The 23,212-nt window shown below is 70.0% G+C and carries 21 protein-coding genes; 9 read left to right on the top strand and 12 right to left on the bottom strand.

The genetic code is table 11. The features are described from left to right. Positions 1-190 precede the first annotated feature (190 nt). The 4 genes from ACIBB8_RS08285 to ACIBB8_RS08270 all read left to right on the top strand — a co-directional run bounded on the left by ACIBB8_RS08285 (position 191) and on the right by ACIBB8_RS08270 (position 3,644). Positions 191-1,027 (top strand): helix-turn-helix domain-containing protein, encoded by an 837-nt coding sequence (locus tag ACIBB8_RS08285; RefSeq protein WP_398949672.1) that lies wholly within the window; start codon positions 191-193, stop codon positions 1,025-1,027. Then, positions 1,024-1,227, top strand: coding sequence for a DUF397 domain-containing protein (locus ACIBB8_RS08280; RefSeq protein WP_398949670.1), 204 nt, complete (start codon positions 1,024-1,026; stop codon positions 1,225-1,227). Before ACIBB8_RS08285 ends, ACIBB8_RS08280 begins: the two co-directional genes overlap by 4 nt. Positions 1,228-1,598: 371 nt before the next feature. Next, a complete protein-coding gene (locus ACIBB8_RS08275) occupies positions 1,599-2,837 on the top strand; it encodes an FAD-dependent monooxygenase (RefSeq protein WP_398949668.1) in 1,239 nt (412 codons plus the stop codon). A gap of 204 nt (positions 2,838-3,041) precedes the next feature. After that, a complete protein-coding gene (locus ACIBB8_RS08270) occupies positions 3,042-3,644 on the top strand; it encodes a TIGR03086 family metal-binding protein (protein WP_398949666.1) in 603 nt (200 codons plus the stop codon). Positions 3,645-3,816: 172 nt separating this feature from the next. On the opposite strand, the gene ACIBB8_RS08265 is transcribed toward ACIBB8_RS08270, so the two are convergent. Then, complete coding sequence (locus ACIBB8_RS08265) at positions 3,817-5,952, bottom strand: hypothetical protein (protein ID WP_398949664.1); 2,136 nt, start codon at positions 5,950-5,952, stop codon at positions 3,817-3,819. A gap of 121 nt (positions 5,953-6,073) precedes the next feature. After that, the gene (locus ACIBB8_RS08260) at positions 6,074-6,757 is read right to left on the bottom strand and encodes an alpha/beta fold hydrolase (RefSeq protein ID WP_398949662.1); all 684 of its coding nucleotides are present in this window, start codon (positions 6,755-6,757) and stop codon (positions 6,074-6,076) included. A gap of 60 nt (positions 6,758-6,817) precedes the next feature. Between ACIBB8_RS08260 and ACIBB8_RS08255 the strand changes: the two genes are divergently transcribed. Both ACIBB8_RS08255 and ACIBB8_RS08250 read left to right on the top strand, forming a co-directional pair. Then, positions 6,818-7,669 carry a chitosanase gene (locus ACIBB8_RS08255; RefSeq protein WP_398949660.1) on the top strand — a complete coding sequence of 284 codons (852 nt, stop codon included), beginning with the start codon at positions 6,818-6,820 and terminating at the stop codon, positions 7,667-7,669. Positions 7,670-8,232: 563 nt separating this feature from the next. After that, positions 8,233-9,189, top strand: coding sequence for a chitosanase (locus ACIBB8_RS08250; protein WP_398949658.1), 957 nt, complete (start codon positions 8,233-8,235; stop codon positions 9,187-9,189). Positions 9,190-9,475: 286 nt separating this feature from the next. Here the strand turns inward: ACIBB8_RS08250 and ACIBB8_RS08245 are convergent, their stop codons facing one another. The 8 genes from ACIBB8_RS08245 to ACIBB8_RS08210 form a co-directional block, all read right to left on the bottom strand. Continuing rightward, on the bottom strand, positions 9,476-10,918 hold the full coding sequence (locus tag ACIBB8_RS08245; protein WP_398949656.1) for a nucleobase:cation symporter-2 family protein: 1,443 nt from the start codon (positions 10,916-10,918) through the stop codon (positions 9,476-9,478). Between the two features lie 231 nt (positions 10,919-11,149). Continuing rightward, the gene (locus ACIBB8_RS08240; protein WP_398949654.1) at positions 11,150-12,538 is read right to left on the bottom strand and encodes an 8-oxoguanine deaminase; all 1,389 of its coding nucleotides are present in this window, start codon (positions 12,536-12,538) and stop codon (positions 11,150-11,152) included. Positions 12,539-12,583: 45 nt separating this feature from the next. Beyond that, positions 12,584-13,978: a nucleobase:cation symporter-2 family protein gene (locus ACIBB8_RS08235; RefSeq protein ID WP_398949652.1), complete on the bottom strand. Its 1,395-nt coding sequence runs from the start codon at positions 13,976-13,978 to the stop codon at positions 12,584-12,586. A gap of 64 nt (positions 13,979-14,042) precedes the next feature. Further along, a complete protein-coding gene (pucL, locus tag ACIBB8_RS08230; protein ID WP_398949650.1) occupies positions 14,043-14,975 on the bottom strand; it encodes a factor-independent urate hydroxylase in 933 nt (310 codons plus the stop codon). Between the two features lie 5 nt (positions 14,976-14,980). Further along, entirely contained in the window at positions 14,981-15,370 is a 390-nt protein-coding gene (uraH, locus tag ACIBB8_RS08225; RefSeq protein WP_398949648.1) for a hydroxyisourate hydrolase, read from the bottom strand. Beyond that, positions 15,367-15,885 carry a 2-oxo-4-hydroxy-4-carboxy-5-ureidoimidazoline decarboxylase gene (gene uraD, locus ACIBB8_RS08220; protein WP_398949646.1) on the bottom strand — a complete coding sequence of 173 codons (519 nt, stop codon included), beginning with the start codon at positions 15,883-15,885 and terminating at the stop codon, positions 15,367-15,369. The genes uraH and uraD overlap by 4 nt, the downstream gene beginning before the upstream one ends. 164 nt (positions 15,886-16,049) lie before the next feature. Continuing rightward, positions 16,050-16,427 (bottom strand): helix-turn-helix domain-containing protein, encoded by a 378-nt coding sequence (locus ACIBB8_RS08215; RefSeq protein ID WP_398949644.1) that lies wholly within the window; start codon positions 16,425-16,427, stop codon positions 16,050-16,052. Further along, positions 16,424-16,675 (bottom strand): hypothetical protein, encoded by a 252-nt coding sequence (locus ACIBB8_RS08210; protein WP_037692010.1) that lies wholly within the window; start codon positions 16,673-16,675, stop codon positions 16,424-16,426. The genes ACIBB8_RS08215 and ACIBB8_RS08210 overlap by 4 nt, the downstream gene beginning before the upstream one ends. 543 nt (positions 16,676-17,218) lie before the next feature. Here ACIBB8_RS08210 and ACIBB8_RS08205 point away from each other — a divergent pair. The 3 genes from ACIBB8_RS08205 to ACIBB8_RS08195 all read left to right on the top strand — a co-directional run bounded on the left by ACIBB8_RS08205 (position 17,219) and on the right by ACIBB8_RS08195 (position 20,661). Next, complete coding sequence (locus tag ACIBB8_RS08205) at positions 17,219-18,058, top strand: TIM barrel protein (RefSeq protein ID WP_398949642.1); 840 nt, start codon at positions 17,219-17,221, stop codon at positions 18,056-18,058. A gap of 49 nt (positions 18,059-18,107) precedes the next feature. Next, complete coding sequence (locus ACIBB8_RS08200; RefSeq protein WP_398949640.1) at positions 18,108-19,007, top strand: 2-hydroxy-3-oxopropionate reductase; 900 nt, start codon at positions 18,108-18,110, stop codon at positions 19,005-19,007. Between the two features lie 196 nt (positions 19,008-19,203). Continuing rightward, complete coding sequence (locus ACIBB8_RS08195; RefSeq protein ID WP_398949638.1) at positions 19,204-20,661, top strand: catalase; 1,458 nt, start codon at positions 19,204-19,206, stop codon at positions 20,659-20,661. 556 nt (positions 20,662-21,217) lie between these two features. Here ACIBB8_RS08195 and ACIBB8_RS08190 read toward each other — a convergent pair. Both ACIBB8_RS08190 and ACIBB8_RS08185 read right to left on the bottom strand, forming a co-directional pair. After that, complete coding sequence (locus ACIBB8_RS08190; RefSeq protein ID WP_398949636.1) at positions 21,218-21,889, bottom strand: response regulator; 672 nt, start codon at positions 21,887-21,889, stop codon at positions 21,218-21,220. Next, complete coding sequence (locus ACIBB8_RS08185; RefSeq protein WP_398949634.1) at positions 21,886-23,205, bottom strand: sensor histidine kinase; 1,320 nt, start codon at positions 23,203-23,205, stop codon at positions 21,886-21,888. The genes ACIBB8_RS08190 and ACIBB8_RS08185 overlap by 4 nt, the downstream gene beginning before the upstream one ends. Positions 23,206-23,212 lie beyond the last annotated feature (7 nt).

Below are 23,212 nucleotides of genomic sequence, written 5' to 3'. Positions count from 1 at the left end.
AAACGATCTCGGCCCGTGCCTACCGTTGACCAGCAAAGACACGCATACGGGTCTGCGTTGTACGCGTCGGCGCGCGGGCTGTACGCGGTACGGGGCGTGACCAACTCCGGTGGGTCGCGTTGGCCGATCCGCAGGTGGGGACGTTCGGGGCAGGCAGGACGACGCGGGACGGCAACGGGAGGCGTGGGACGTGGACGATCCGCGACAGCAGCCGGAGCATGAGTACGAGGTCGGGTCGGGCATTCTGCATGTGTTCGGCCAGCACTTGAAGCTGTTCCGGGTACGGGCCGGGCTGGACCGGGCGGAGTTCGGGGCGATGACGGGCTACTCGGCGTCGAGCATCGCCTCGTTCGAGCAAGGCCGTCGCATCCCGCAGCCGAAGTTCATCGACCAGGCGGACGAACTGCTGGACGCGGGCGGGGTGTTGCGGGCCAGTAAGGAGGAGGTGGTTCGGGCTCAGTATCCGGCGTTCTTCCGGGATGCGGCGAGGCTGGAGGCGGAGGCAGTTGAGCTGCACGTATACGCCAACCACGGCGTGCCTGGGCTGCTGCAAACGGAAGAGTACGCGCGGGCCGTGTTCGAGATGTGGCGGCCGGTGCTGGAAGAGGAGATCGTGGAGCAACGCGTGGCAGCACGCCTGTCCAGACACGAGATCTACTCCCGTCGCCCCAGGCCGATCATCAGCTTCGTAATCGAGGAGTGCATGCTGCGCCGTCCCCTGGGCGGGGACGAAGTGCTGCGTGGTCAGTTGGAGCAGATTCTCCTCGTCGGCCAATACCGCAACGTCGAGATCCAGGTGATGCCGACCCGACGCGAGGATCACGCGGGAATGGCTGGCGCCTTCACCTTGATCGAGACCAAGGAAGAGCGGAGGATCGCGTACGTTGAGGCGCACAAGGACAGCCGTCTCTACACGGAGCGAAGGTCGGTCCGGGAGTTCGAGGAGCAGTATGGAGTCCTCCGGGCCCAGGCACTCACTCCGCGCGAATCGCTGGCCCTCATCGAGAAATCTCTGGGAGAGACATGAATGCCGAAGCGCTTGTGGGGACGCCTGAGTCCGCGTGGTTCAAGAGCAGCTACAGCAGCGGAGCGGGCGGCGAGTGCGTCGAGGTAGCGACCCGTACGAACACCGTCCACGTCCGCGACTCGAAGGACAAGACGGGGCCAATCCTGTCCGTCGCCTCTGGCGGATGGGCGGCCTTCGTAGGATTCGCCGCGCAGGGCTAACCGCGCATGGCGGAGGACGCTCCGCCACCGAGGTGCTCCGGCCCGGCCCTGCGGTCGGCATGGAACGACGCCTGCTATGAGTCGGAGGCCACCCTGGCGACGGTGCTCGCAGCGTGGGCCGGACTCCACGGCGAGGCGCACCGGCTGGACATCCGGCTGACCGCCGCGGTCCCAGTGCGCCGGTGCGGGTGGCCGTGGAGACCTGGGCGGCGAGCGATGCCCCGACGGACGGGCCGCTGGGGCCCGTGGCATTGGCGGAACGCCGCCTGGCCTCCGCGGAGGGCGCGCTCCAGGGGGTTTGACCGTCCTCTGCGAGTGGGAGTCAGGGGGCGGTGGGACATCTTCCCACCGTGCAGCCGAGGAGACATCAGATGCGTGGAGGCCGGGTCGTCGTCGTGGGCGGCAGCGTCGCCGGATGCGCCGCCGCACTGGCCGCGTACCGAGGCGGTGCCGACGAGATCGTGGTCCTGGAGCGCGCGCCGGGGCAGTTGGCGGAGCGGGGCGTCGGGCTGGCCGTGCACGACGACCGTTACGAGGAGCTTCGGTCGGCCGGGTACCTGGACGCGGGGATGCCCTGGATCCAGCTGAACCGTCGGCGCTGGTACGTACGCGGCGAGGGCGGCGCGCCCCTCGGGAAGCTGATCGGCGAGCTGCCCTTCCCGTTCCGTACGTACAACTGGGGTCCGCTCTGGCGCGAACTGCGGGCCCGGGTCCCGGACGACGTCGAGTACCGCACCGGCACCACCGTCGGCGCGGTGCGGCACACCCCGGACGGGATTGCGTTACGCATCACGAGCGTCGACGGCAGCGACCGTACCGAGGTGTTCGACTTCGCCATCGGTGCGGACGGCTACCGCTCCCTCGTCCGCACCGAGGCCTGCGCCGGGCTCGCCACCGCGGCGCGCCCCGAGTACGCCGGCTATCTCGCCTGGCGCGGCGCCTTCCCCGTCTCCAGGATGACCGCCCCCGATCAGCACCTGTGGGACGTCGAGGAGTGTGCGTACGTCGTCTTCCCGGGCGGCCACGTGATCGTCTACCGCATCCCGGACGCCGCCGGCGGCCACCGGGTGAACTGGGTGCTCTACACCGCTCCTCCCCCGGATCTCGAACTGTCGCTGGAGACTCCGACGAGTCTGCCGCCCGGCACGCTCACCGACGCTCTGCATACTCATCTCGCCCGTATCGCCGCCGAGTTGCTGCCACCGTACTGGGGCGGCCTGATCGGTCTGACCGCGCCGGACGAGCTGTTCGTCCAGCCGTTGTACGACTTCACGGCGCCGCGGTACGCCACCGGCCGGCTTCTGCTGACCGGCGACGCGGCGACCGTGGCCCGCCCGCACACCGGTGCCGGTGCGGTCAAGGCGCTCCAGGACGCGACGGCACTGGAGTCGGCGCTCAGATCCGCGCCCCACTGGGCCGAGGCACTCCGTACGTACGACTCCGAGCGCACCGCGGCCGGCCGGGCCATGGTGGAGCTTGGGCGGCGACTGGGGCAGGCCCTGGTGGAGGCCACACCGGAGTGGGGCTCGATGGACCCGCCGGCACTGGATGCCTGGTGGCAACGGGCCGCTGTGGGCGGCGGGTTCGGTGGCCGTGCCCTGAAGTCGTGAGCCCCGGACCCGGCCCCGTCCCGCTCAGCTCCCGCCTGTCCCCACGGTCACGAACCCGCTGAACACCACGGACAGGGGGCAGGGGGTTCCGGGACCCATGGGCAAGAGGGTGCCGACTTCCCGCACGCCGTGTCTGCCGGTGTGCGGCGTGGAGTCCCCGCACGAGGACCGATGAGTTCCGGGTGCCGGAGCGGTCTGAAGAGTATGAATACCGAAAACCAAGCGATGCCCATGGCCGATCTGGGACCTGCCGCACGTCAGGTCGCTGCACTGCTCGACGGCATCGAGGAGAAACAGCTGACCGGCCCCACCCCCTGCCCCGACTATGCGGTACGGGAGCTGCTCGCCCATCTGGTCGGGCTGAGCAGGGCCTTCCGCGACGCGGCGCGGAAGGATCTCGGGCCGACGACCGACAGCTCACCGGCCGCCGCACTGCCGGTCCTCGGCGACGACTGGCGCAAGGCACTGCCGCCCCTGCTGGACGAGCTGGTGACTGCTTGGCGCGACCCTGCCGCCCGGCAGGGGATGACCAGGGCGGGCGGTGTGGATCTGCCGGGCGAGGTGGCCGCGATGGTCGCACTGAATGAGCTGGTCGTCCACGGCTGGGACCTGGCCCGGTCCACCGGGCAGGCGTACGAGGCGGACGAGGCGAGCCTGCAGGTGTCGCTGGCCATGCTGACGCCCCGCGACGACGTCCCGCGGCCCGACGTCTTCGGACAGCCGGTCCCGGTACCGGCCGACGCACCCCTCGTCGACCGGGCTATCGCCATGAGCGGCCGGCACCCGGACTGGCAGCCCGGGCGCTGACGTCTGCGGGGGGGCGCTGCCGCCTGACGGCGTGGACGCGCCCGCCCCACGACCGGCCGATCCGGCGGGCCGTGCCGGAGTTCCGGCACGGCTCGCCGATCCCGCGGTCGCGGACGGCGGGGCGGCGCCGTCATGCCCTCCCGGCGGCGCGCAGGCGATCCCGCACGCGCCGTCAGTGCGGTCGCAGTGTGCGCACCGCCTCGCGCACCCGGTCGCGCAGTCGTTCGTCGGCCGGGGCGATGCCTGACTCCAGCCCTGAGGCCGTCACCCGCAGGTCCCTTTCAGCGAGGGCGATCAGCCGGTTCAAGTGGTCGTCGGTGAGAGCGGTCGGGCCGAGGGCCACCAGGGCATCGACGGCAGTGACGGGTTCGGCGTCCGCCTCCGCGGCGTCCAGGAGCAGGCCCGCCAGCCGAGGGCCGTCGAGGGACTCGGGTGCGATCGCATGCAGGGCGAGAACCGCGGCCGGGGTCTGCTCCCGGTCCGTCAGCAGGCCCTTCAGCGCGGGGACCAGCGGGCGGGCCGCCTCTCCGATGAGGGCCGCCGCTCGCGCGGTGCGGATGAACGTCCAGCGCATCCAGACCGGTCCGACCTCCGCGAGCACCCCGGCGAGCACCGGCACCGCCTCCTGGGCGTCGCCTGTGATCCGCCACAGGGCGGTGGCGATCTCGACATCGCCGTCCAGCTGCGGGATGGTGCGGTTCGGCTCGGGGACAGTGAGCGCGGCCCGCAGGGCGGGCACCAGACCGGCTGCCTCCGGGCCCAGTTCGCCGGCGGTGCTCGCAGCCTCCCGTACGTCGTAGCCACCCTCGGTGAGCCGCGCGCCCGTCGCTGCCAGCAGGGGGCCGGTGTCGCCGGTCAGCTCGTGCACCGCCCCGGCCGCCGCAAGCCTGCCCGCCTTCGGTCCTGAGCGGGCCGCGGTGGTCAGGAGTTCCGCCACCTCCGCGCGATGCTCCGGCGGACAGACCGCCACCAGCGCCCTGGGGACGACTTTCGGGAACCGCGCCAGCGCGGACCGCAGTTCGGGCAGGGCCGAGGATGCCCGGCTGCCCCAGGCGGTGAGCAGGGCCGTGAGCCAGAACGGCTCATTGCCTTCGAGGTCGTCCGCGACGAGGCGGACACGGATCGCGTCCAGCAGGTCGGGGTCGTACGGGAACGAGAGGGCGGCCGCACCTCGGTTCGGGAAGCCGCATACGGCACCGAGCGCGCGCGGGCGCCGCCCCAGGTCGCGAGCGAGGAGCGGCGCGGCCTGCGCGGGGGCCACGGTGACAAGCGCTTCGAGCGCCCGGTCCGCCGGATCACCCTGCTCTGCGGCGAGTCGGGCCAGGACCGGTGCGGCCACGGCCCCATGGACGCCCAGCTTCCCGAGGAGCGAGTACGCCGCGGGCACGGCAGCCGGATCGGCCGTCAGGGCCCGCAGGGGCGCGGCCAACCGTTCGGGCGCGCTGCGCGAGAGCAGACAGGCGGCTTCCGCCGCCCACAGCGCCTCGGCGCGGGCGTCGGGGTCGGGGCTGCGCAGTGCCGCGTCGAGCAGGCCGTACGCCGCTTCGCGGTCCTCGGGGGTGTCACGGAGCAGCAGGGATTCGACGACATACTGCAGCGGTTCGTTGCGCTCCTGGTCGAGGCGGCTCTGGACCAGCTCGTCGGCCGGGAGGAGCGCCAGCATCGCCTCGTGGTGGGCGGGGCCCCAGGGCCGGCCCGCGTCGACGTCGGCCAGCAGGGCCGCGATCCTCACCTCGCCCGGCTCGCCCGCACGCATGGCTTCGGTCGCCTCGGCGGCGCTCCCTGCCGGGTCCAGGTGGGCGATGGCACCGAGGAGTTCGGCCCGGACAAGGGGATCCGTCTCTTCCGCCCAGCGACTCCGGAGCACTGGCAGCACCTGGCCGGATGCCCCTGTCATGGCCGCGGTCCACGCGGCGGCCTGCCGCAACCCGGGATTCTCGTCGGCGATCCAGCCCAGGATCAACGGCAGTTGAGCGACGACGGCCGTCCGGCAGGCGGCTTCATCCGTCTCCCCCTGGTCCTCGCCGCCCTCCGCGATCCCGCCGAGCAGCACCAGCAGGTCCTCCGTGCGGTGCCCGGCCTCCGCGAGCCGTGCCAGATACGGCACCGCGTGGGCCGTCGCCTCGCACACCGAACCCTGGTGCAGGATGCTGCCGTACAGCTCGGAGAGCGCCTCGGACGCCGCGTCCTCGTCGTCACCGGCGAGCACCCGCAGGCAGTCGGGCACATCGACGGCGCTTCCGTACGCATGGTGCAGCTCGGCCCACGGCTGGGCGTCGACCTCGGCGAAGAACAGTGCAAGCTCCATGCGGACGATCTTGGCACCCGCCGCTGACAAGGCCCCCGGCCGGGCCCCCACGATGCCGACCGGCGCGGTTCGCCGGCTCCCGGAGGCACCCCGCTCCGGGGTTCAGCCGACCGCTGGTGTCTCAGCTGGTGAAGAACTCGGTGATCTGCTGGGCAACCTGATCTGCGTGGGTCTCATGGACCCGGTGGCCGCCGCCGAGCGTGATAACCCGGCAGTCCGGGATCAGGGCGGCCATGTCGCCCAGCCGGCCCTGCGGCATGGTGCTCTCCGGGCCACCGGCGATCATCAGCGTCGGCGCGACGATCTCGCCAAGACCGTCCGCCCACTGCGGGTCGGGGTCGGCGACCTGGGCCCGGATGGGCGCGACGACATTCCAGTCGTAGTCGACCGGCCCTTCGGGCTGGGCGGCGGGCCTCGGCTCACTGGGGAACGGCGGCGGGGTCTCCACCAGCACCAGGCGCTCCACCCGGTCCGCGTGCTCTTGGGCGAGCAGATGGGCGACGACGCCGCCCATGGAGTGGCCGACCAAGCCGACGCGGTCAAGCTCGCACTCGTCGAGGAAGCCGAGGACGTCGTCCCTCATCAGCTCGAAGGAGTACTCGTCGGGCCAGTCGCTCTCCCCGTGCCCGCGCAGGTCGAGGGCGTACACCCGCCATTCCTCGCCGAGCAGGCTCCCGACCGCTTCCCAGTTCGCGGCTGAACCGCCGAGGCCGTGCAGCAGAACGACGGGCGAGCCGAACGGGTCTCCCCAGGTCCGGTACGCGAGCCGGACGTCGCCGACATCCACAACAGACTGATCATCCATACCCCTGACGCTACAGGCGAGCGGGCCAAGATCCTTCCCCGCACCTGGCAGGCTGGAGAAGTGAAGGTCATTCCGCGTTCCCGGCTCGCCCCCACCACGGCTCTCATCACCGTTCTGGCCACGGCGGCCGCCCTGCTGGCGGGATGCTCCGAGCGCTCGCCCGGGCTCGTTTTCGGCAACGGCGCCCCGATGGCCGGGCTGGACGATCCGGCGAAGAAGGAGATCGCCATGCAGCTGGTCTCCAGCGCGGAGAACTCCACGCTCGACTGGAAGGCGCAGTACAAGTACATCGAGGACATCGGTGACGGCCGCGGCTACACCGCGGGCATCATCGGCTTCTGCTCCGGCACCGGCGACATGCTGAGGGTCGTCGAGCGGTACGCATCGGCGCGCCCCGGCAATCCGCTGGAACGGTTCCTGCCCGCTCTGCGCGCGGTGCAGGGAAGCGATGCGCACGACGGCCTCGGTCGCCCGTTCACCGACGCATGGGTGGAGGCGGCCGCCGACCCCGCGTTCCGGTCGGCGCAGGATGCCGAGCGGGACAGCTCATACTTCGATCCGGCGGTCGAACAGGGAAAGGAGGACGGTCTCGGCGCCCTGGGCCAGTTCATCTACTACGACGCCTATGTGATGCACGGGTCCGCCGACTCGAACGGCACGGTCGGCTTCCGTACGATCCGCCGCGAGGCTCTCGACGCCGCCGAACCGCCGTCCCGAGGCGGCGACGAGGTGACGTATCTGAACGCCTTCCTCGATGCCCGGGTCGCCGCGATCCGCAAGGATCCCTCGCACTCCGACACCAGTCGCGTCGAGACGGAGCAGCGGGTCTTCGTACGCGAGGGCAAACTCCAGCTGGAAACGCCGCTGAAGTGGAAGGTGTACGGCGACAGCTACCGTATCGACGGACCCTGAACCCGCGATCGGCGGGCGCGTGAAGCGTCTGCGCGAGGGGCCGCGTGCGCCGGCGCCCAGTATGGTGCCGGCCACCGTTCTCGGGCCGGCCGCCGGCCCCGTGGCCCAGTCCGTCCGGAGCCCCGTCGCCGCTCGGGGCGCCAAGGCCCCGTCGGAGGTCTGCACGGTCGACGACGACGGGGTCAACTCCCGCAGCGGACCAAGGTCGGAGTACCCAGTGCCAGGTCAGGTGAACGTGGTCAGTACCTCAACTACCGCTAGCGGAAGAGACATTGATCCATGGGCGATCTCCGGGGCGGCCCCACGGGCGCATGGATCCACGTGGCCCGCCTCAACTGCTGAAAGCCATCGGCCAGAGGGTGTCCGCCCCTGATCCGCAGGCCGCCCCGTACGACCCCGGACCGCGCGTCCGGCACGTGGTGCGGGGCCTTTCCGTAACCAGAGCCGAACTCAACACGCTTGCGCCGAAGGAGTGCACGACTCTCACTCCACTCCGAACTCTCACTCCACTCTGATAGGAAGCTTCCTAGCGGAACACGGAACGACGAACTCCCTTTGGAGGAATGGTGACCGCTCGCCATAAGCACGCCGCACGTCGCAACACTCGCCCCGTACGGCTCGCGCTGGCCGCATTCGGGGTGACCTTCACGGCGGCACCCACCACCGCCTCCGCCGGTGCCCCCACGCATCCGGCCGTGCGCCAGGAGGTCTCCGCCACCCGGCAGACGGCCCCCGCCACCGCCCACGCCGGTGCCCCCACGCATCGGGCCGTGCGCCAGGAGGTCTCCGCCACGCGGCAGGCGGCTGCCGCCACCGGGCTGGCTGCTCCGGCGAAGAAGGAGATCGCCATGCAGCTGGTCTCCAGCGCGGAGAACTCCACGCTCGACTGGAAAGCGCAGTACACATACATCGAGGACGTCGGCGACGGCTGCGGCTACACCGCGGGCATCATCGGCTTCTGCTCCGGCACCGGCGACATGCTCAGCGTCGTCGAGCGGTACACCCAGCGCAAGCCGGGCAACGTCCTCGCGAAGTATCTGCCCGCTCTGCGGGAGGTGAACGGCACCGACTCGCACGACGGCCTCGACCCGGACTTCGCCGAGGACTGGGCGACCGCGGCGTCGGACCCGGCCTTCCAGCAGGCACAGAACGATGAACGGGACCGGTTGTACTTCAACCCTGCGGTCGGTCAGGGGAAGGCCGACGGCATCGGCACGCTCGGCCAGTTCGTGTACTACGACGCCATCGTCATGCACGGCGACGGCGACGACAGCACCAGCTTCCGCTCCATCCGCAAGCGCGCGCTCGCCAGGGCGAAGCCGCCGTCGCAGGGCGGCGACGAGGTGACCTACCTCAACGCCTTCCTGGACGCGCGGGTCTGGGCGATGCGGCAGGATGAGGCCCACTCGGACACCAGCCGGGTGGACACCGCCCAGCGGGTCTTCCTGAAGAAGGGCAATCTGAACCTGGATCCGCCGCCCGACTGGAAGGTGTACGGCGACAGCTATCACATCGGCTGAGGGCCTGTCGGGTGACCTTCGATCGGAAAGCGGACGCGGTCTGGTGCGTGCGATTCCAAGGCGCTGGAAGGCCCTCGGATGGGGTCTCCCCTGCTCGAACGAAGCTGAGAGCTTGGGGAAGGAGCTACTAGGGCGTTTCGGCAACGCGGGAAGCGTGCGTGCCAGGGCGTGGCCGCCCGATCAGAGGTCACCCGACAGGCTCTGAGTCCCGCCCGGACCTGCCCGGTACGGCGCTGTGGCGCGTACGGCTCCCGCCGTGCGCGCCACAGCGCCGTACCGGACGCGCTCAGTGCGCGCCCACCGGTGCCGTCGCCGGGACGGACGGCTCCTCCTCGTCCTCCGTCTCCGGCTTCCCGCCCAGGTGGTTGAAGGCCAGGTTGAGGACGATCGCCACGACGCACCCGGTGGATATCCCAGAGTCCAGCACGACGAGGAGGTCCTCCGGGAACGCGTGATAGAACTCCGGCGCGGCGATCGGGATCAGTCCGATGCCGACGGCGGCCGCGACGATCAGTGCGTTCTCACCCTTCTCGAGGGCGGCGGTGGCCAGCGTCTGGACGCCGCTCGCGGCGACCGAGCCGAAGAGCACGATGCCCGCACCGCCGAGCACCGGCAGCGGGACGAGCGCGATGACGGACGCGGCCACGGGGACCAGACCGAGCACGACCAGGATGACGCCACCCGCGGCGACGACGAACCGGCTGCGCACCTTGGTCATCGCGACCAGGCCGATGTTCTGCGCGAAGGCGCTGCACATGAAGCCGTTGAAGAGCGGGCTGACGGCGCTGCCGAGGGTGTCGGCGCGCAGACCGCCCTCAATGGTCCGTTCGTCCGCCGGTCGGCCGACGATCTTGCCGAGGGCCAGCATGTCGGCGGTGGACTCGGTCATGCAGACGAGCATCACGATGCACATCGAGACGATGGCGGCTATCTCGAACTGCGGTGCCCCGAAGTGGAACGGGGTCGGGAAGCCGACCAGGTCGGCGTCCTTGATCGCGCCGAAGTCGGTGATGCCGACCGGGATCGCGATCAGGGTGCCGGCGACCAGACCGAGCAGGATCGCGATCTGCTGCAGGAAGCCGCGCAGCAGTTTGCGCAGGGCGAGGACGATGACCAGGGTGACGGCGGCCATGGAGATGTTGGTCGTCGACCCGTAGCCGTCGGCCGTCGCGTTGCCGCCCTGGGACCAGTTGAAGGCGACCGGCAGCAGCGAGACGCCGATCAGGGTGATGACGGTCCCGGTGACGACGGGTGGGAAGAAGCGGACCAGCTTGCAGAAGTAGGGGGCGAGTACGAAGCCGAGGAGGCTGGCCACGAGGATCGCGCCGAAGATGACGGCGATGCCGTCGTGTCCCCGGTCCTTGCCGATCGCGATCATCGGCGTCACCCCGGCGAACGAGACGCCGTTGACGAACGGCAGCCGGGCGCCGATGCGCCAGAAGCCGAGAGTCTGGAGCAGGGTGGCGATGCCCGCGGTGAAGAGGCTCGCCCCCATCAGGAAGGCGGTCTCCTTGGCGGTGAGTCCGACGGCGGGTCCCACGATCATGGGCGGGGCCACCACGCCTGCGTACATCGCGGCCACATGCTGCAGTCCGCTGGTGAACATCTTCAGTGGGGGGAGGGTCTCGTCGACCGGATGTTTGCCGCCGGCGACCTGCGGGTCGTCCGGTACGGGCTGCTGGTCGGGAACTGCGACTGCGTCGTTGCGAAACCTGGGCTGTGCTGCCACGGCGGTTCCTCCGGTCGGGTACACGTCAAGGCGACGTGGGTGTCAGGGAGGTGGTGCGTTGGTGCAGGTTGTGCAGCTGGTGCGGCAGCTTTGGTCACCGGTCCGGCGAACGCGCATTTCTGAGTGCGTGTTCGCCGGACCGGCTGCCGTGGACCCCGCTCGGGTCCACGGCGGCCGGCCGAGGGCCGTCCCCCTCCGGCCGGCTGTTCTGGGGGAGGTGCCCCGGAGCCGTCAGGCTCCGGCGGCGATCTGCGCGAGGCGGCGCGCCTCGTCGCGGGTGACGCGGGCGATGGCGTCCTCGTCCACCGTGGTCAGGTGGCTGCCCTCGACGATCGTCTTCCCGTTGACGAGGGAGAGGGTGACGGGGGCGGCGGCGCCGAAGACGAGCGCGGTGACCGGGTCGGCGATGGAGGCGTGCGCGAGGGTGTCCAGCTTCCAGAGCACCAGGTCGGCGAGCTTGCCGACCTCCAGCGAGCCGATCTGGTCCGCGCGGCCGAGGACCTGGGCGCCGCCGTACGTGCCCAGGCGCAGGGCCTGACGGGCGTTCAATGCCTTTTCCCGGTGGGCGCCGAGGCGGTTGATGAGGAGGGCGTTGCGCAGTTCGGTGTGGAGTTCACCGGACTCGTTGGAGGCGGTGCCGTCGACACCGAGGCCGACGGGGACACCCGCGGCCAGCATGTCGGGGACCCGGGCGATGCCGGCCGCGAGGCGGGCGTTGGAGGACGGGCAGTGCGCGACTCCGGTGCCGGTGCGGGCGAACGCGGCGATGTCCGAGTCGTTCATATGGACGCAGTGGGCCATCCATACGTCGTCGCCGAGCCAGCCCGTCGACTCGAAGTAGTCGGTCGGGCCCATGCCGAACAGCTCGTGGCAGAACTTCTCCTCCTCCACAGTCTCCGAGCCGTGGGTGTGCATCCGGACCCCGCGGCGGCGGGCCAGCTCGGCTCCCTGGCGGAGCAGTTCGGTGGAGATGGAGAAGGGCGAGCAGGGTGCGACGGCGATCTGCGTCATGGCGTCGAAGGAGCCGTCATGGTGCGCGTCGATGGCCGCCTCGGTGCCGGCGAGCGCACCGTCGAGTGTCTCGACGGCGAAGTCCGGCGGCAGTCCGCCGTCCTTCTGGCTGCGGTCCATGGAACCGCGGGCGAGGGTGAAACGCACGCCCATGTCGCGGGCGGCTCCGATGATGGCGCCGGACAGGTCGCCGGAGCCCCGCGGGTAGACGTAGTGGTGGTCCATGGCGGTGGTGACACCGCCGCGGGCCATCATCGCGAGCGATCCCTGTGCTGCGGCGCGGACCATCGGCTCGTCGATACGCGCCCAGGTCGGGTAGAGGGCGACCAGCCAGTCGAAGAGGTTGTGGTCGGTGGCCAGGCCCCGGGTGATCCACTGGTAGAAGTGATGGTGGGTGTTGATCAGGCCGGGGGTGACGAGGTGCCCGGCGCCGTCGACGCGTCGTACGACGTTCTCCAGTCCCTCGGGGGCCCGGCCGGCGCCTACGTGCTCGATGCGGTTGCCCGCGACAACGACATGGCCCGAGGCGTACTCGGTGTCGTCGGCGTCGACGGTGGCGATCGAACAGTTCTCGATGACGATGCGGTCCACACGGTCAGGGGCTGCCATGGCGCTTCCTTCTTCTCTCTCCGATGAGGTGGGCACGGCAGGACCCTAGGAGGATTTGAGTGCCACAGCCGTGCGGCTGTGGGTGCCGAGATGGTGGAAGAACAGGTTGAGCAGGACCGCTGCCAGCGCTCCCGCACTGATCCCGGAGCCCAGCACAGTCTGCGCCCAGGACGGAAATCCCGCGTAGAAGGCGGGCGCGGCAAGCGGGATGATGCCCGCGCCGAGCGCCACGGCGACCAGGATGATGTTGGAGCTGTCGTCGAGTCCGGCCTCGGAGAGCGTACGGATGCCGCTGACGGCGATCGAGCCGAACAGGACGATTCCGGCGCCGCCGAGCACGGGCATCGGGACGAGGGAGACGACCGCGCCGAGGACGGGGAAGGCGCCCAGGACGATCAGAGCTCCGCCCGCCGCGGCGACGACATAGCGGCTGCGTACCTTCGTCAGCGACACCACGCCGACGTTCTGGGCGAACGCGCTCGTCGGGAAGCCGCCGAAGACCGGACCGAGCAGGGTGGCGATGCCGTCGGTGCGCAGCCCGCGGGTGATGGTCCGCCCGTCGGTGCGCCGGTCGCAGATCTCGCCGAGCGCCAGCATGCCGGCCGAGGACTCGGTCATCAGGACCAGCATGACGATGCAGAGGGACAGGATCGCGGCGGGCTTGAACTCGGGGGCACCGAAGGCGAAGGGTGTGGGCAGGGCCGCGAGCGGTGCGGACCTCAGCGCGGAGAAGTCGGCGAGCCCGAACGGGATCGCTGCGAGCGTTCCGATCAACAGGCCGCAGAGCAGCGCGACTTGTTTGACGAATCCGCGCCCGAATCGCTGGATCAGCAGGATGACGGCAAGGGTGAAGGCGGCCAGTGCCAGGTACTTCATGGCGCCGAAGTCGGCCGCTTCCTTGTCACCGCCCTGCGCCCAGGAGACCGGGACCGGCATCAGGGTGACGCCGATGAGGGTGATGACGACCCCGGTGACGAGCGGCGGGAAGAAGCGGAGCAGCCGCCCGAAGAACGGTCCGACGGCCAGGCAGAAGGCTCCGGCGACGAGCACCGCTCCGTAGATCGCGGGGAGTTGGTGGCCGGGGGCGCTGGTCTCGGCGATGGCGAGCATCGGGGCGATGCCGGCGGAGGACGCGGCATTCACGAACGGCAGCCGGTTTCCCGCGATACCGCCGATGCCGAGCGTCTGCAGGAGAGTGGCGAGTCCGGCGATCAGCAGACTGGCCGCGATCAGCCGGGTCATACCGGCCGGGTCCAGCCCTGCGGCCTGGCCGATGATGAGCGGAGGGGTGACGACGCCCGCATACATGGCGGCGATGTGCTGGAGCGCGGCGGGGACGAGCCGCGAGGGGGAAAGCTTTTCGTCCACCGGATGCACGGAGTTCTCCGGTGGTGCGGTGCAGGGGCCTTCTGCTACCGGGCCCGTTGCAGGCTGTGCCATGGGGTTTCCCTCCGGGTCGGCCGGTCCCCGCCCGTCGGCGGGCGGGGACCGGCTCAGGGCCGCGTCAGAGGTTGGTCATGTCGACCGGGATCTGCGGCTCGATGCCGTCCCGGAGCACGGTGGCCTCGATGAGTCCGTACGGGCGGTCCGCCGCAAAGTAGACAGCGCCGTCGGCGGTCTCGTTCTTGAGGCCGAAGGGCTCCAGGTCCACCAGGAAGTGGTGGTTGTTCGGCAGAGAGAAGCGGATCTCGTCGATCTCGCTGCGGCTGTTGATCACCCTCGACCCCATCTGGTACAGGGTCTGCTGCAACGAGAGGGAGTACGTCTCGGCGAAGGCCTGCAGGATGTGCCTCCTGGCCTGCTCGTACGACTTCTCCCAGTTGGGCATCCGGTCGTCGTCGCTGGTCCAGTTGTAGCGCCAGGCGGCGGCGACGTCGGTGCACAGGATGCGGTCGTACGCCTCCTTGAGCGTCGTGTACTTGTCCTTGACGTAACCCCAGAACTCCGAGTGGGTGGTGTTCATGACCGTGAGGTCCTTGAGTCCCGAGATGACCTGCCAGTTCTCACCGTCGTAGGTGATCTGGGTGGTGCGCAGCTCCTGGCCCTTGCGGACGAATGAGTGGTTGACCTCGTCCGAGCCTATGAACTTGGAGTTGCTGTCCGAGGTGGCAATGCGCTCCCAGGAGTACTCCTGGATACGGATGCGCGCCCGGTGGATCGGCTCCTGCGACGTCACGAAGTGACGGGCGAGGTGGATGCCGAACTGCTCGGCGGACTTGATGCCGTGCTCCTTGGCGAACGCGTACACCGTGTTCTTGGTGGTGTCGGTCGGCAGGACGTTGGCGTTGGAGCCGGAGTAGTGGACGTCGTCCATGTCGCCGGAGAGGGCGACCGACACGTTCAGGTCCTTGATGTGGTGGGTGTCGCCGTCCCGCGTGATCTTGACGACGCGGTTCTCTGCTTTGCCGTACTGGTTCTGGCCGAGAATCGTGGGCATGTCTGCTAGCTCCCTCGGTATACGGAGTAGCCGAACGGGTTGAGCAGCAGCGGTACGTGATAGTGCTCGCCCGGTACGACGGCGAAGGTGATCGCCACTTCCGGGAAGAACACACCGCTGTCCCTTACGCGGGGGGCGTCCTGCTGCGCCTCGGCTTGCTGGTTGAAGAAGTACGCCTCGGTCTCGAAGTCGAGACGCACATGGGTGGTGCCCTCCGGCAGCGCCGGCAGGTCCTTGCATCGCCCGTCCGCGTCGGTCGCGGAGCCACCGAGCGTCACCCACCGGGCGTCGCTGCCACTGCGGGCGGCGAGCGTGACGGCGACGGCTGCGGCGGGGCGGCCGATGCTGGTGTCCAGGATGTGCGTGGACACCGATGCGGTGGTGTCGGTGCTCAAGACCGCCACTCTCCTTCGGTTACGAGACGGGTCAGCCGGATTCGATTGATCTTGCCCAGCTCGGTGCGCACGATCTCGCACTCCTGCTCGGGCGAGTTCCCGATCCGGGACTTCGCCGCGTCGCGCATCTGCTCGCCGGTGGCACCGGTGGCGCAGATCAGGAAGACATGTCCGAACCGTTCCTGGTAAGCCAGGTTCAGTTCGAGCATCTCGGCCTTGAGCTCCTCGGCGGCCTCGGCCATCCCCCGCTGTTCGCGGGAGGAGGTCGGGTCCCCGGGGGCCGGGCGGCCGATCGGAGGGTGGCCGGCCATCGCGTCGGCCAGATCTTCGCGGGTCAGCTCGGCCATGGCGGCATCGCTGGTGGCGAGAAGGGCTTCTGCGGTGGTGTAGGGGCGCCGGGAGAGGATCGCTCTTCCCCATGCCGCACTGGCGCACACCTCGTGCAACGCGGTAGTGGCCTCGTCGTCCGCCAGGGTGTTGAACCGGGCGAGGCCCGGTGTGGAGCTCAGAGTCACGGGAGCCTCCGTGGCTTTTTTCGCTGTGCGTTGGTCGGGCTGCGGACAGCTAACGCCCTCCACAACACCACGTCAACACTTTGTTGAAATTCTGCGAACGTCGAAGGCCGCCGCCCGGCGATCCGGGCAACGGCCTTCCGCGTACTTCCGCGACCTTCGCTCAACTACTCACCTTTGGCAGCATTTTCCCGGTTGAGATAGTTGTAGACGGTGAAGCGGCTGACCCCCAGCGCCCCCGCCACCGTCTCCACGCCGTGCCGCACCGAGAAGGCACCCCGTGCCTCCAGGGTCCGCACGAGCGACTGTTTGGCCTTGCGATCCAGCTCAGCGAGCGGCATGCCGTGCCGCCGCTCCAAGGCTGCCAGGATGTGGTCGAGCGAGTCCGAGAGCTGCGGCAGCCGTACGGCTATGACGTCCTCGCCCTCCCAGGCCAGCACGACGTCATCGATCCGAGCGTCCTCGGGGCCGACCAGCTCGGCGCCCATGGCGTCGACGAGCGGCTTGACCGCGGTGACGAGGGGGTGGTCCGCCGACTCGGTCACTTCGAGTCCTCCCCGATGACGTTGACCTGGAGCGACACCCGGGTGGCACCGGACTCCAGGGCCTTGCGCAGCAGTGAGTCCACCGCGGTGAGCACCGCGTCCGCGCCGCCCTCCGCCGTATTGCCGAAGGGGCCGACATCCACGGCGTCCAGCTCGGCCGTCTGAATCACCTCGCGGGCCACCACCGCGTGGGCGGGTGCCTCGTCGAGATCGAAGGGCTCGGTGGTGAACTCCACTCTCAAGCGCACTGTGCCTCCATCATGTGCTCGCCGCACCCAGGGGCCCGCGGCTCGGCCCCGACCCTAACGGACCGCCGAGGACTTTCGTTCGGCTCAGGGCCTGCCGGGTCGCCTTCGATCGGAGAGCGGACGCGGCGTGGCGCGTGCGATCGCAAGGCGCCGGAAGGTCCTCGGATGGGGTCTCCCCTGCTCGAACGAAGCCGAGAGCTCGGGGAAGGAGCCACCAGAGCATTTCGGCAACGCCGGAAGCGTGCGTGCCACACCGGGTCCGCCCGATCAGAGGCCGCCCGACAGGCTCTCAGGCCGGATCAGGGAGCGGCCCGCCGCGGAGCGGCTGGTGTCGCCGCACACGCCCCCCGCCGGGCAGCCCGACAGCCGGAGAGCAGCAGGCGGGACGGACGGCCGAGGATGCCCACCCCGCCTTCCGTGTGCCAGGACGAGCCCTGACCGGCCCGAATTCCGGGCACCCCCTTGACAGCCCGGCCGCCTCCCGGGCAACCTTCCGTTACGCAGAAACTAACTTCCGCAATACGGAAGGAGCGCCTGACCTTCATGGGATACCCGGACCAGCGCTTCGATGTGAACCTTTCGATCCTCTTCACGGAACTCCCGCTCCTGGAGCGCCCCGCGGCCGCTGCCGCGGCGGGCTTCACCGCGGTCGAGCTGTGGTGGCCCTGGATCGAGACCCCCACCCCGCCGCAAAGCGAACTCGACGCCCTCAAGAAGGCGCTCGACGACGCGGGCACGCAACTGGTGGGGCTGAACTTCTACGCCGGACAGCTTCCCGGCCCCGACCGCGGCGCGCTCTCCGTGCCCGGCCCGGAGTCGGACCGCTTCCGCGCCAATATCGAGGTGGCGGCCGCCTTCGCCGCCTCGGTCGGCTGCACGGCGCTCAACGCGCTGTACGGCAACCGCGCCGACGGCGTGGACCCGGCCGTGCAGGACGAGCTCGCCCTGGAGAACCTGGTCCTGGCCGCCCGCGCGGCCGACCGGATCGGGGCGGTCCTGCTGATCGAGACCCTGAACGAGCCGGAGTCGCCGCGCTACCCGCTGGTGAGCGCACCGGCCGGAATCGAGGTCGTCGACAAGGTCAACGCCGCGACGGGGCTCGGCAATGCGAAATTCCTGCTGGACCTGTACCACCTGTCGATGAACGGCGAGGACCTCAGCCAGGTCATCGCCGCGTACGCCGACCGGACCGGTCACGTCCAGATCGCCGACAACCCGGGGCGCGGCGCGCCCGGCACCGGCTCCCTGCCGCTGGAGCAACTCCTCGACGAACTGACGAAGGCCGGTTACGACGGCTGGGTCGGCCTGGAGTACAAGCCCGGCGACCGGCCGAGCGCCGAGTCCTTCACCTGGCTCCCGGCCGAGGCCCGAGCAGCTCGCTGAGGGTGTCGGACTCCCCCTCGTACACACGTTTTCAGGAAGGCACTTCCTCATGAGCAACAACCTCCCCAAGGTTGCGTGGATCGGACTCGGCATCATGGGCTCCCCCATGTCCGAGAACCTGATCAAGGCCGGTTACGACGTCACCGGATACACCCTGGAGCAGGACAAGATCGACCGGCTGGCGGCGGCCGGCGGGCACGGCGCGGGTTCGATCGCCGAGGCGGTCCGGGACGCCGATGTCGTCATCACGATGGTGCCCGCGTCCCCGCACGTCGAGGCCGTCGCGTACGGCCCCGAGGGCATCCTGGCGAACGCGAAGCCGGGCGCCCTGCTGATCGACATGTCCTCGATCACCCCGCAGACCTCCGTCGACCTCGCGAAGAACGCGAAGGAGAAAGACATCCGCGTCCTGGACGCCCCGGTCTCCGGTGGCGAGGCCGGCGCGATCGAAGCCGTGCTGTCGATCATGGTCGGCGGCGAGCAGGCCGACTTCGACGCCGCGCAGCCGATCCTGCAGGCGCTCGGCAAAACGATCGTGCTCTGCGGCCCGCACGGCTCCGGCCAGACGGTGAAGGCCGCCAACCAGCTGATCGTCGCGGTCAACATCCAAGCCTGCGCCGAGGCCGTCGTCTTCCTGGAGAAGTCCGGGGTCGATCTCGCCGCCGCGCTCGACGTGCTCGCCGGCGGACTGGCCGGCTCGACCGTACTGACCCGGAAGAAGAACAACTTCCTGGGCCGGGACTTCGCGCCGGGCTTCCGGATCGACCTGCACCACAAGGACATGGGCATCGTCACCGACGCCGCCCGCAATGTCGGTGCCGCGCTGCCCGTCGGCGCCGTGGTCGCCCAGCTCGTCGCCTCGCTCCGCGCGCAGGGCGACGGCGGCCTGGACCACTCGGCCCTGCTGCGCGCGGTCGAGCGCCTCTCGGGTCAGCCCGTCCAGGCCTGACCGACCGCCCCACAGACTTCCGGATGGTGCCGGCGCTGACACCTGTCCTGTCGCGCCCAGGCGTCGGCGCCATCCGGAACACCCCACTCACACTTTCAACAAACTGTTGACGTTCGGTTCGGAGCGTACTTACGCTCCTGGAGCCCCCAGGACGTCTCAGTTCAGCAGCTCCCGTACGGAAGGTCGCCCCGACACCATGACGCAGCGTGTGCTTACGACCGAGTCAGGCGCCCCGGTCGCCGACAACCAGAACTCCGCCACCGCCGGCGCCGGTGGCCCGATCCTCCTCCAGGACCAGCACCTGCTCGAGAAGCTCGCGCGCTTCAACCGGGAACGCATCCCGGAGCGCGTGGTCCACGCCCGCGGTTCCGGCGCGTACGGCTACTTCGAGGTGACCGACGACGTCACCGGCTTCACCCGGGCCGACTTCCTCTCCGCCGTCGGCAAGCGCACCGAGACGTTCATCCGGTTCTCGACGGTCGCCGACTCGCTCGGCGGCGCCGACGCCGTGCGCGACCCGCGCGGCTTCGCCCTCAAGTTCTACACGGACGAGGGCAATTACGACCTGGTCGGCAACAACACCCCGGTCTTCTTCATCAAGGACCCGATCAAGTTCCCCGACTTCATCCACTCGCAGAAGCGCGACCCGTTCACCGGCCGCCAGGAGCCTGACAACGTCTGGGACTTCTGGGCACACGCCCCCGAGGCGACGCACCAGGTGACCTGGCTGATGGGCGACCGGGGCATCCCTGCCTCGTACCGCCACATGAACGGCTACGGCTCGCACACCTACCAGTGGACGAACGCCGAGGGCGAGGCCTTCTTCGTCAAGTACCACTTCAAGACGAACCAGGGTGTGCGCTCCCTCTCCAGCGAGCAGGCCGCCGAGCTCGCGGGCAAGGACAGCACCTCGCACCAGACGGACCTGCTGCAGGCCATCGAGCGGGGCGTGAACCCGTCCTGGACCCTGTACGTGCAAGTCATGCCGGCTGCCGAGGCCGCCGACTACCGCTTCAACCCGTTCGACCTCACCAAAGTGTGGCCGCACAGTGACTACCCGCTGCAGCGCGTGGGCCGGCTGGTCCTGGACCGCAACCCGGACAATGTGTTCGCCGAGGTCGAGCAGGCCGCGTTCTCCCCGAACAACTTCGTGCCCGGCATCGGCCCCTCCCCGGACAAGATGCTCCAGGGCCGCCTGTTCGCCTACGCCGACGCGCACCGCTACCGGTTGGGCGTCAACCACACCCAGCTCCCGGTGAATGCCCCGCGGACCGCCGTCGTCGACAACTACGGCCGCGACGGACTGCACGCCACCCGCAACGGCGCGCGCCACGACAAGAACTACGAGCCCAACTCGTACGCCGGCCCCGCCCAGACCGGCGCGGCACTCTCCGCCCCGCTGGCGATCCACGGCTGGACCGGCACCCACGCGGCGCCCGCCCACACCAAGGACGACGACTTCTTCCAGGCGGGCGAGCTCTACCGGCTGATGTCCGAGGACGAGAAGGGCCGCCTGGTCGCCAACATCGCCGGAGGCCTCTCCCAGGTCACCCGCGACGACGTGATCGAGAAGAACCTCGCGCACTTCCACGCCGCCGACGCCGACTACGGCAAGCGCGTCGAGGAAGCTGTCCGCGCCCTGCGCGAGGACTAGGGCGTGTTTCGAAAGTAGCGTCGTCCGCCCGTAGGGCGGGCCTGGCGGCGTCTGGTGCGTGCGATCGCCAGGCGGAGGGTCGCCCCGATACCGGGCGTATCGGGGCGAGCCCGACAACGCAGCGAGCGTGCGTGCCAGACGCCGCCAGGCAGGCGGAACTTTCGAAACACGCCCCAGCAGGGGGTTGCCCGGCGGATCGGGCCGGACAGCCCCCCATATCACCGAGACCGCGCAAGGAGTATGACGGGAGGTCATATCCCCTGCGCTGTCCGTCCAGCCGTCCCTGAGGGGTGTCGGCAGGACGGACGCGACCCAGGACCGCGGCGGCGTGCGAGCCAGTGCGGTGGTGAAGGCAGCCGACGGCCGCTCTCGACCTGAGAGAGCGGACCCGGCCGCCCATCGCGCGCCGCCGCGGTCCCGGCTCAACCACCCTCTCAGCCTGCGGAACTCCGCCCGGCGGCGCGAACGAAACGGTCGCGCCGGCCTCCCGCCGTCGGGCGGTCACCACCCTGGGGCGGGGGCGCGGACGGTTCCGCGCTCCCGCCCTTCGTGTACGTCAGTAGCCGGTCGGGCGCACCAGGCCCGTCTCGTAGGCGAAGACCGCGGCCTGCGTCCGGTCGCGCAGCCCCAGTTTGGCCAGGATCCGGCTCACATGGGTCTTCGCGGTCTGCTCCGCCACCACCAGCAACTGGGCTATCTCCGCGTTCGACAGCCCCTGCGCGATCAGGGACAGCACCTCTGTCTCGCGTTCCGTCAGATGACCGACGCGGTCCTTCAGCGGCGCTCGGGGGGCGGCGGTCATCCGGGAGAACTCGGCGATCAGCCGCTTGGTGATGTTCGGGGCGAGCAGCGCGTCACCGGACGCCACGACCCTGACCGCATGGGCCAGTTCCTCGACCGATGCATCCTTGAGGAGAAAGCCGGACGCGCCCGCGCGGAGCGCCTCGTACACGTACTCGTCGAGATCGAAGGTGGTCAGGATGAGCACCTTGACCCGGGCGCCGGGCGGTGACGTGATGCGGCGGGTTGCCTCGATGCCGCCGAGCACCGGCATCCTGACGTCCATCAGCACGACGTCCGGGGCGAGTTCGGCGACCTTGGCGACCGCGTCGAGGCCGTCCACCGCCTGGCCGACGACCTCGATGCCGGGTTCCGCGTCGAGCAGCACCGTGAAGCCCTGACGAACCATCATCTGGTCGTCGGCGATGAGTACGCGAATGGTCGTCACGGGGTGTCCTCGGCAGATTCGGTGGCCAGGGCAGGGGGTCTCACCGGCAGGATAGCCGTGACCTCGTAGCCGCCGTCCGGGGTCGCCCCGGTCGCGAGTTCGCCGCCCAGCATGGCAGTGCGTTCGCGCATCCCCAGCAGCCCGTGCCCCATGGACTGCGAGGGCGCGGCCGGCGCGTCGGGCGCGTTGTTGGTGATCCGGACGGTCAGCCCGGTCGCCCCGTAGGCCGTCTCCACCCGCACCTGTGAGCCGGGGGCATGTCTCATCGCGTTGCTGAGCGCCTCCTGGACGATCCGGAAGGCCGACAACTCGACACCGGGCGGCAGCGCGCGCGGCGCACCGGTGGTGACGGTGGTGACCGTGAGCCCGGCGCCGCGCACATTGGCGACCAGTTCGTCGAGCCGCTCGAGGGTGGGCTGCGGGGTGTGCCTCACCCCTTGCGACAAGGCGTCCTCGGAGCGGAGTACGCCGAGCACATGGCGCAGTTCGGTGAGCGCCTCGACGGCATTCTGCCGGATGCCCGCGAGGTTCTCCCGGAGCTCGTCGGACGGGTTCTCGACCAGGTGCGGGGCGACCTGCGCCTGGATGGAGATCACCGACATGTGGTGGGCGACCACGTCGTGCAGCTCGCGGGCGATGCGGTTGCGCTCCTCCAGGAGGGTGCGCCGGGCCCGCTCCCCGGCGGTGAGCTCCTCCTGGACGACGAGCTGGGTGCGGGCCACCCGCAGGCCGCGCAGCGCGGCGCCGAGTACCACGGCGGCGATCAGGACCGGAGCGGAGCGGTCGATGTCGTAGTTGTGCGGCGTGGTGGTGAAAAGGGCGCAGGCGAGTCCGGCGAGGAGAGTGATCACCAGCGCGCCGGCCGCGCGGCGGGGCGGGACCCGCAGCGCCAGCAGGAAGAGCACTCCGCACTGAAGCGCGAGCCCGGAAATGCTCCATGGGAACAACTGGTCCCCGCTCATATCGGGCTCGTTGAGCAGCACGGTGACGACCATGAGGACGGTCGACACCCACCAGGCCGACACCGGGCGGAACATCGCGGCGACGAGCGCCGCCCCGTGGGCGATGCCCAGCAACCCGTACTTGGGGAAGCCGCCGCCGTCGACCGGACTCATCTCGTTCAGATGGAACACGGTGAGGAAGGCCGTGTAGATGACCAGCAGCATCGCGAACACCGGCCGCCAGAGCGGCCATCCGGGCTGTCCCATGTCCGGCAGCGGGTCGGCGGGCTTCGTCAGATCCTCGAACAGGACACGCGGCGCCCTCCGCAGGGCAGCCTTCCACCGCCCCTTGCCCTCCACTGATTTCCATGTCATCCGGACC

This window comes from Streptomyces sp. NPDC051286 (assembly GCF_044455345.1).
Taxonomy (GTDB): Bacteria; Actinomycetota; Actinomycetes; order Streptomycetales; family Streptomycetaceae; genus Streptomyces.
The sequence above is the reverse complement of the archived record's forward strand: the minus strand, read 5'-3'. Positions and strand labels throughout refer to the sequence as shown.

Coding starts and splice junctions, on each gene's coding strand:
- ACIBB8_RS08280 (WP_398949670.1), top strand. CDS start 1,024: ATGAATGCCGAAGCGCTTGTGGGGACGCCTGAGTCCGCGTGGTTCAAG.
- ACIBB8_RS08275 (WP_398949668.1), top strand. CDS start 1,599: ATGCGTGGAGGCCGGGTCGTCGTCGTGGGCGGCAGCGTCGCCGGATGC.
- ACIBB8_RS08270 (WP_398949666.1), top strand. CDS start 3,042: ATGAATACCGAAAACCAAGCGATGCCCATGGCCGATCTGGGACCTGCC.
- ACIBB8_RS08265 (WP_398949664.1), bottom strand. CDS start 5,952: ATGGAGCTTGCACTGTTCTTCGCCGAGGTCGACGCCCAGCCGTGGGCC.
- ACIBB8_RS08260 (WP_398949662.1), bottom strand. CDS start 6,757: ATGGATGATCAGTCTGTTGTGGATGTCGGCGACGTCCGGCTCGCGTAC.
- ACIBB8_RS08250 (WP_398949658.1), top strand. CDS start 8,233: ATGGTGACCGCTCGCCATAAGCACGCCGCACGTCGCAACACTCGCCCC.
- ACIBB8_RS08240 (WP_398949654.1), bottom strand. CDS start 12,538: ATGGCAGCCCCTGACCGTGTGGACCGCATCGTCATCGAGAACTGTTCG.
- ACIBB8_RS08235 (WP_398949652.1), bottom strand. CDS start 13,978: ATGGCACAGCCTGCAACGGGCCCGGTAGCAGAAGGCCCCTGCACCGCA.
- pucL (WP_398949650.1), bottom strand. CDS start 14,975: ATGCCCACGATTCTCGGCCAGAACCAGTACGGCAAAGCAGAGAACCGC.
- ACIBB8_RS08205 (WP_398949642.1), top strand. CDS start 17,219: ATGGGATACCCGGACCAGCGCTTCGATGTGAACCTTTCGATCCTCTTC.
- ACIBB8_RS08200 (WP_398949640.1), top strand. CDS start 18,108: ATGAGCAACAACCTCCCCAAGGTTGCGTGGATCGGACTCGGCATCATG.
- ACIBB8_RS08195 (WP_398949638.1), top strand. CDS start 19,204: ATGACGCAGCGTGTGCTTACGACCGAGTCAGGCGCCCCGGTCGCCGAC.
- ACIBB8_RS08185 (WP_398949634.1), bottom strand. CDS start 23,205: ATGACATGGAAATCAGTGGAGGGCAAGGGGCGGTGGAAGGCTGCCCTG.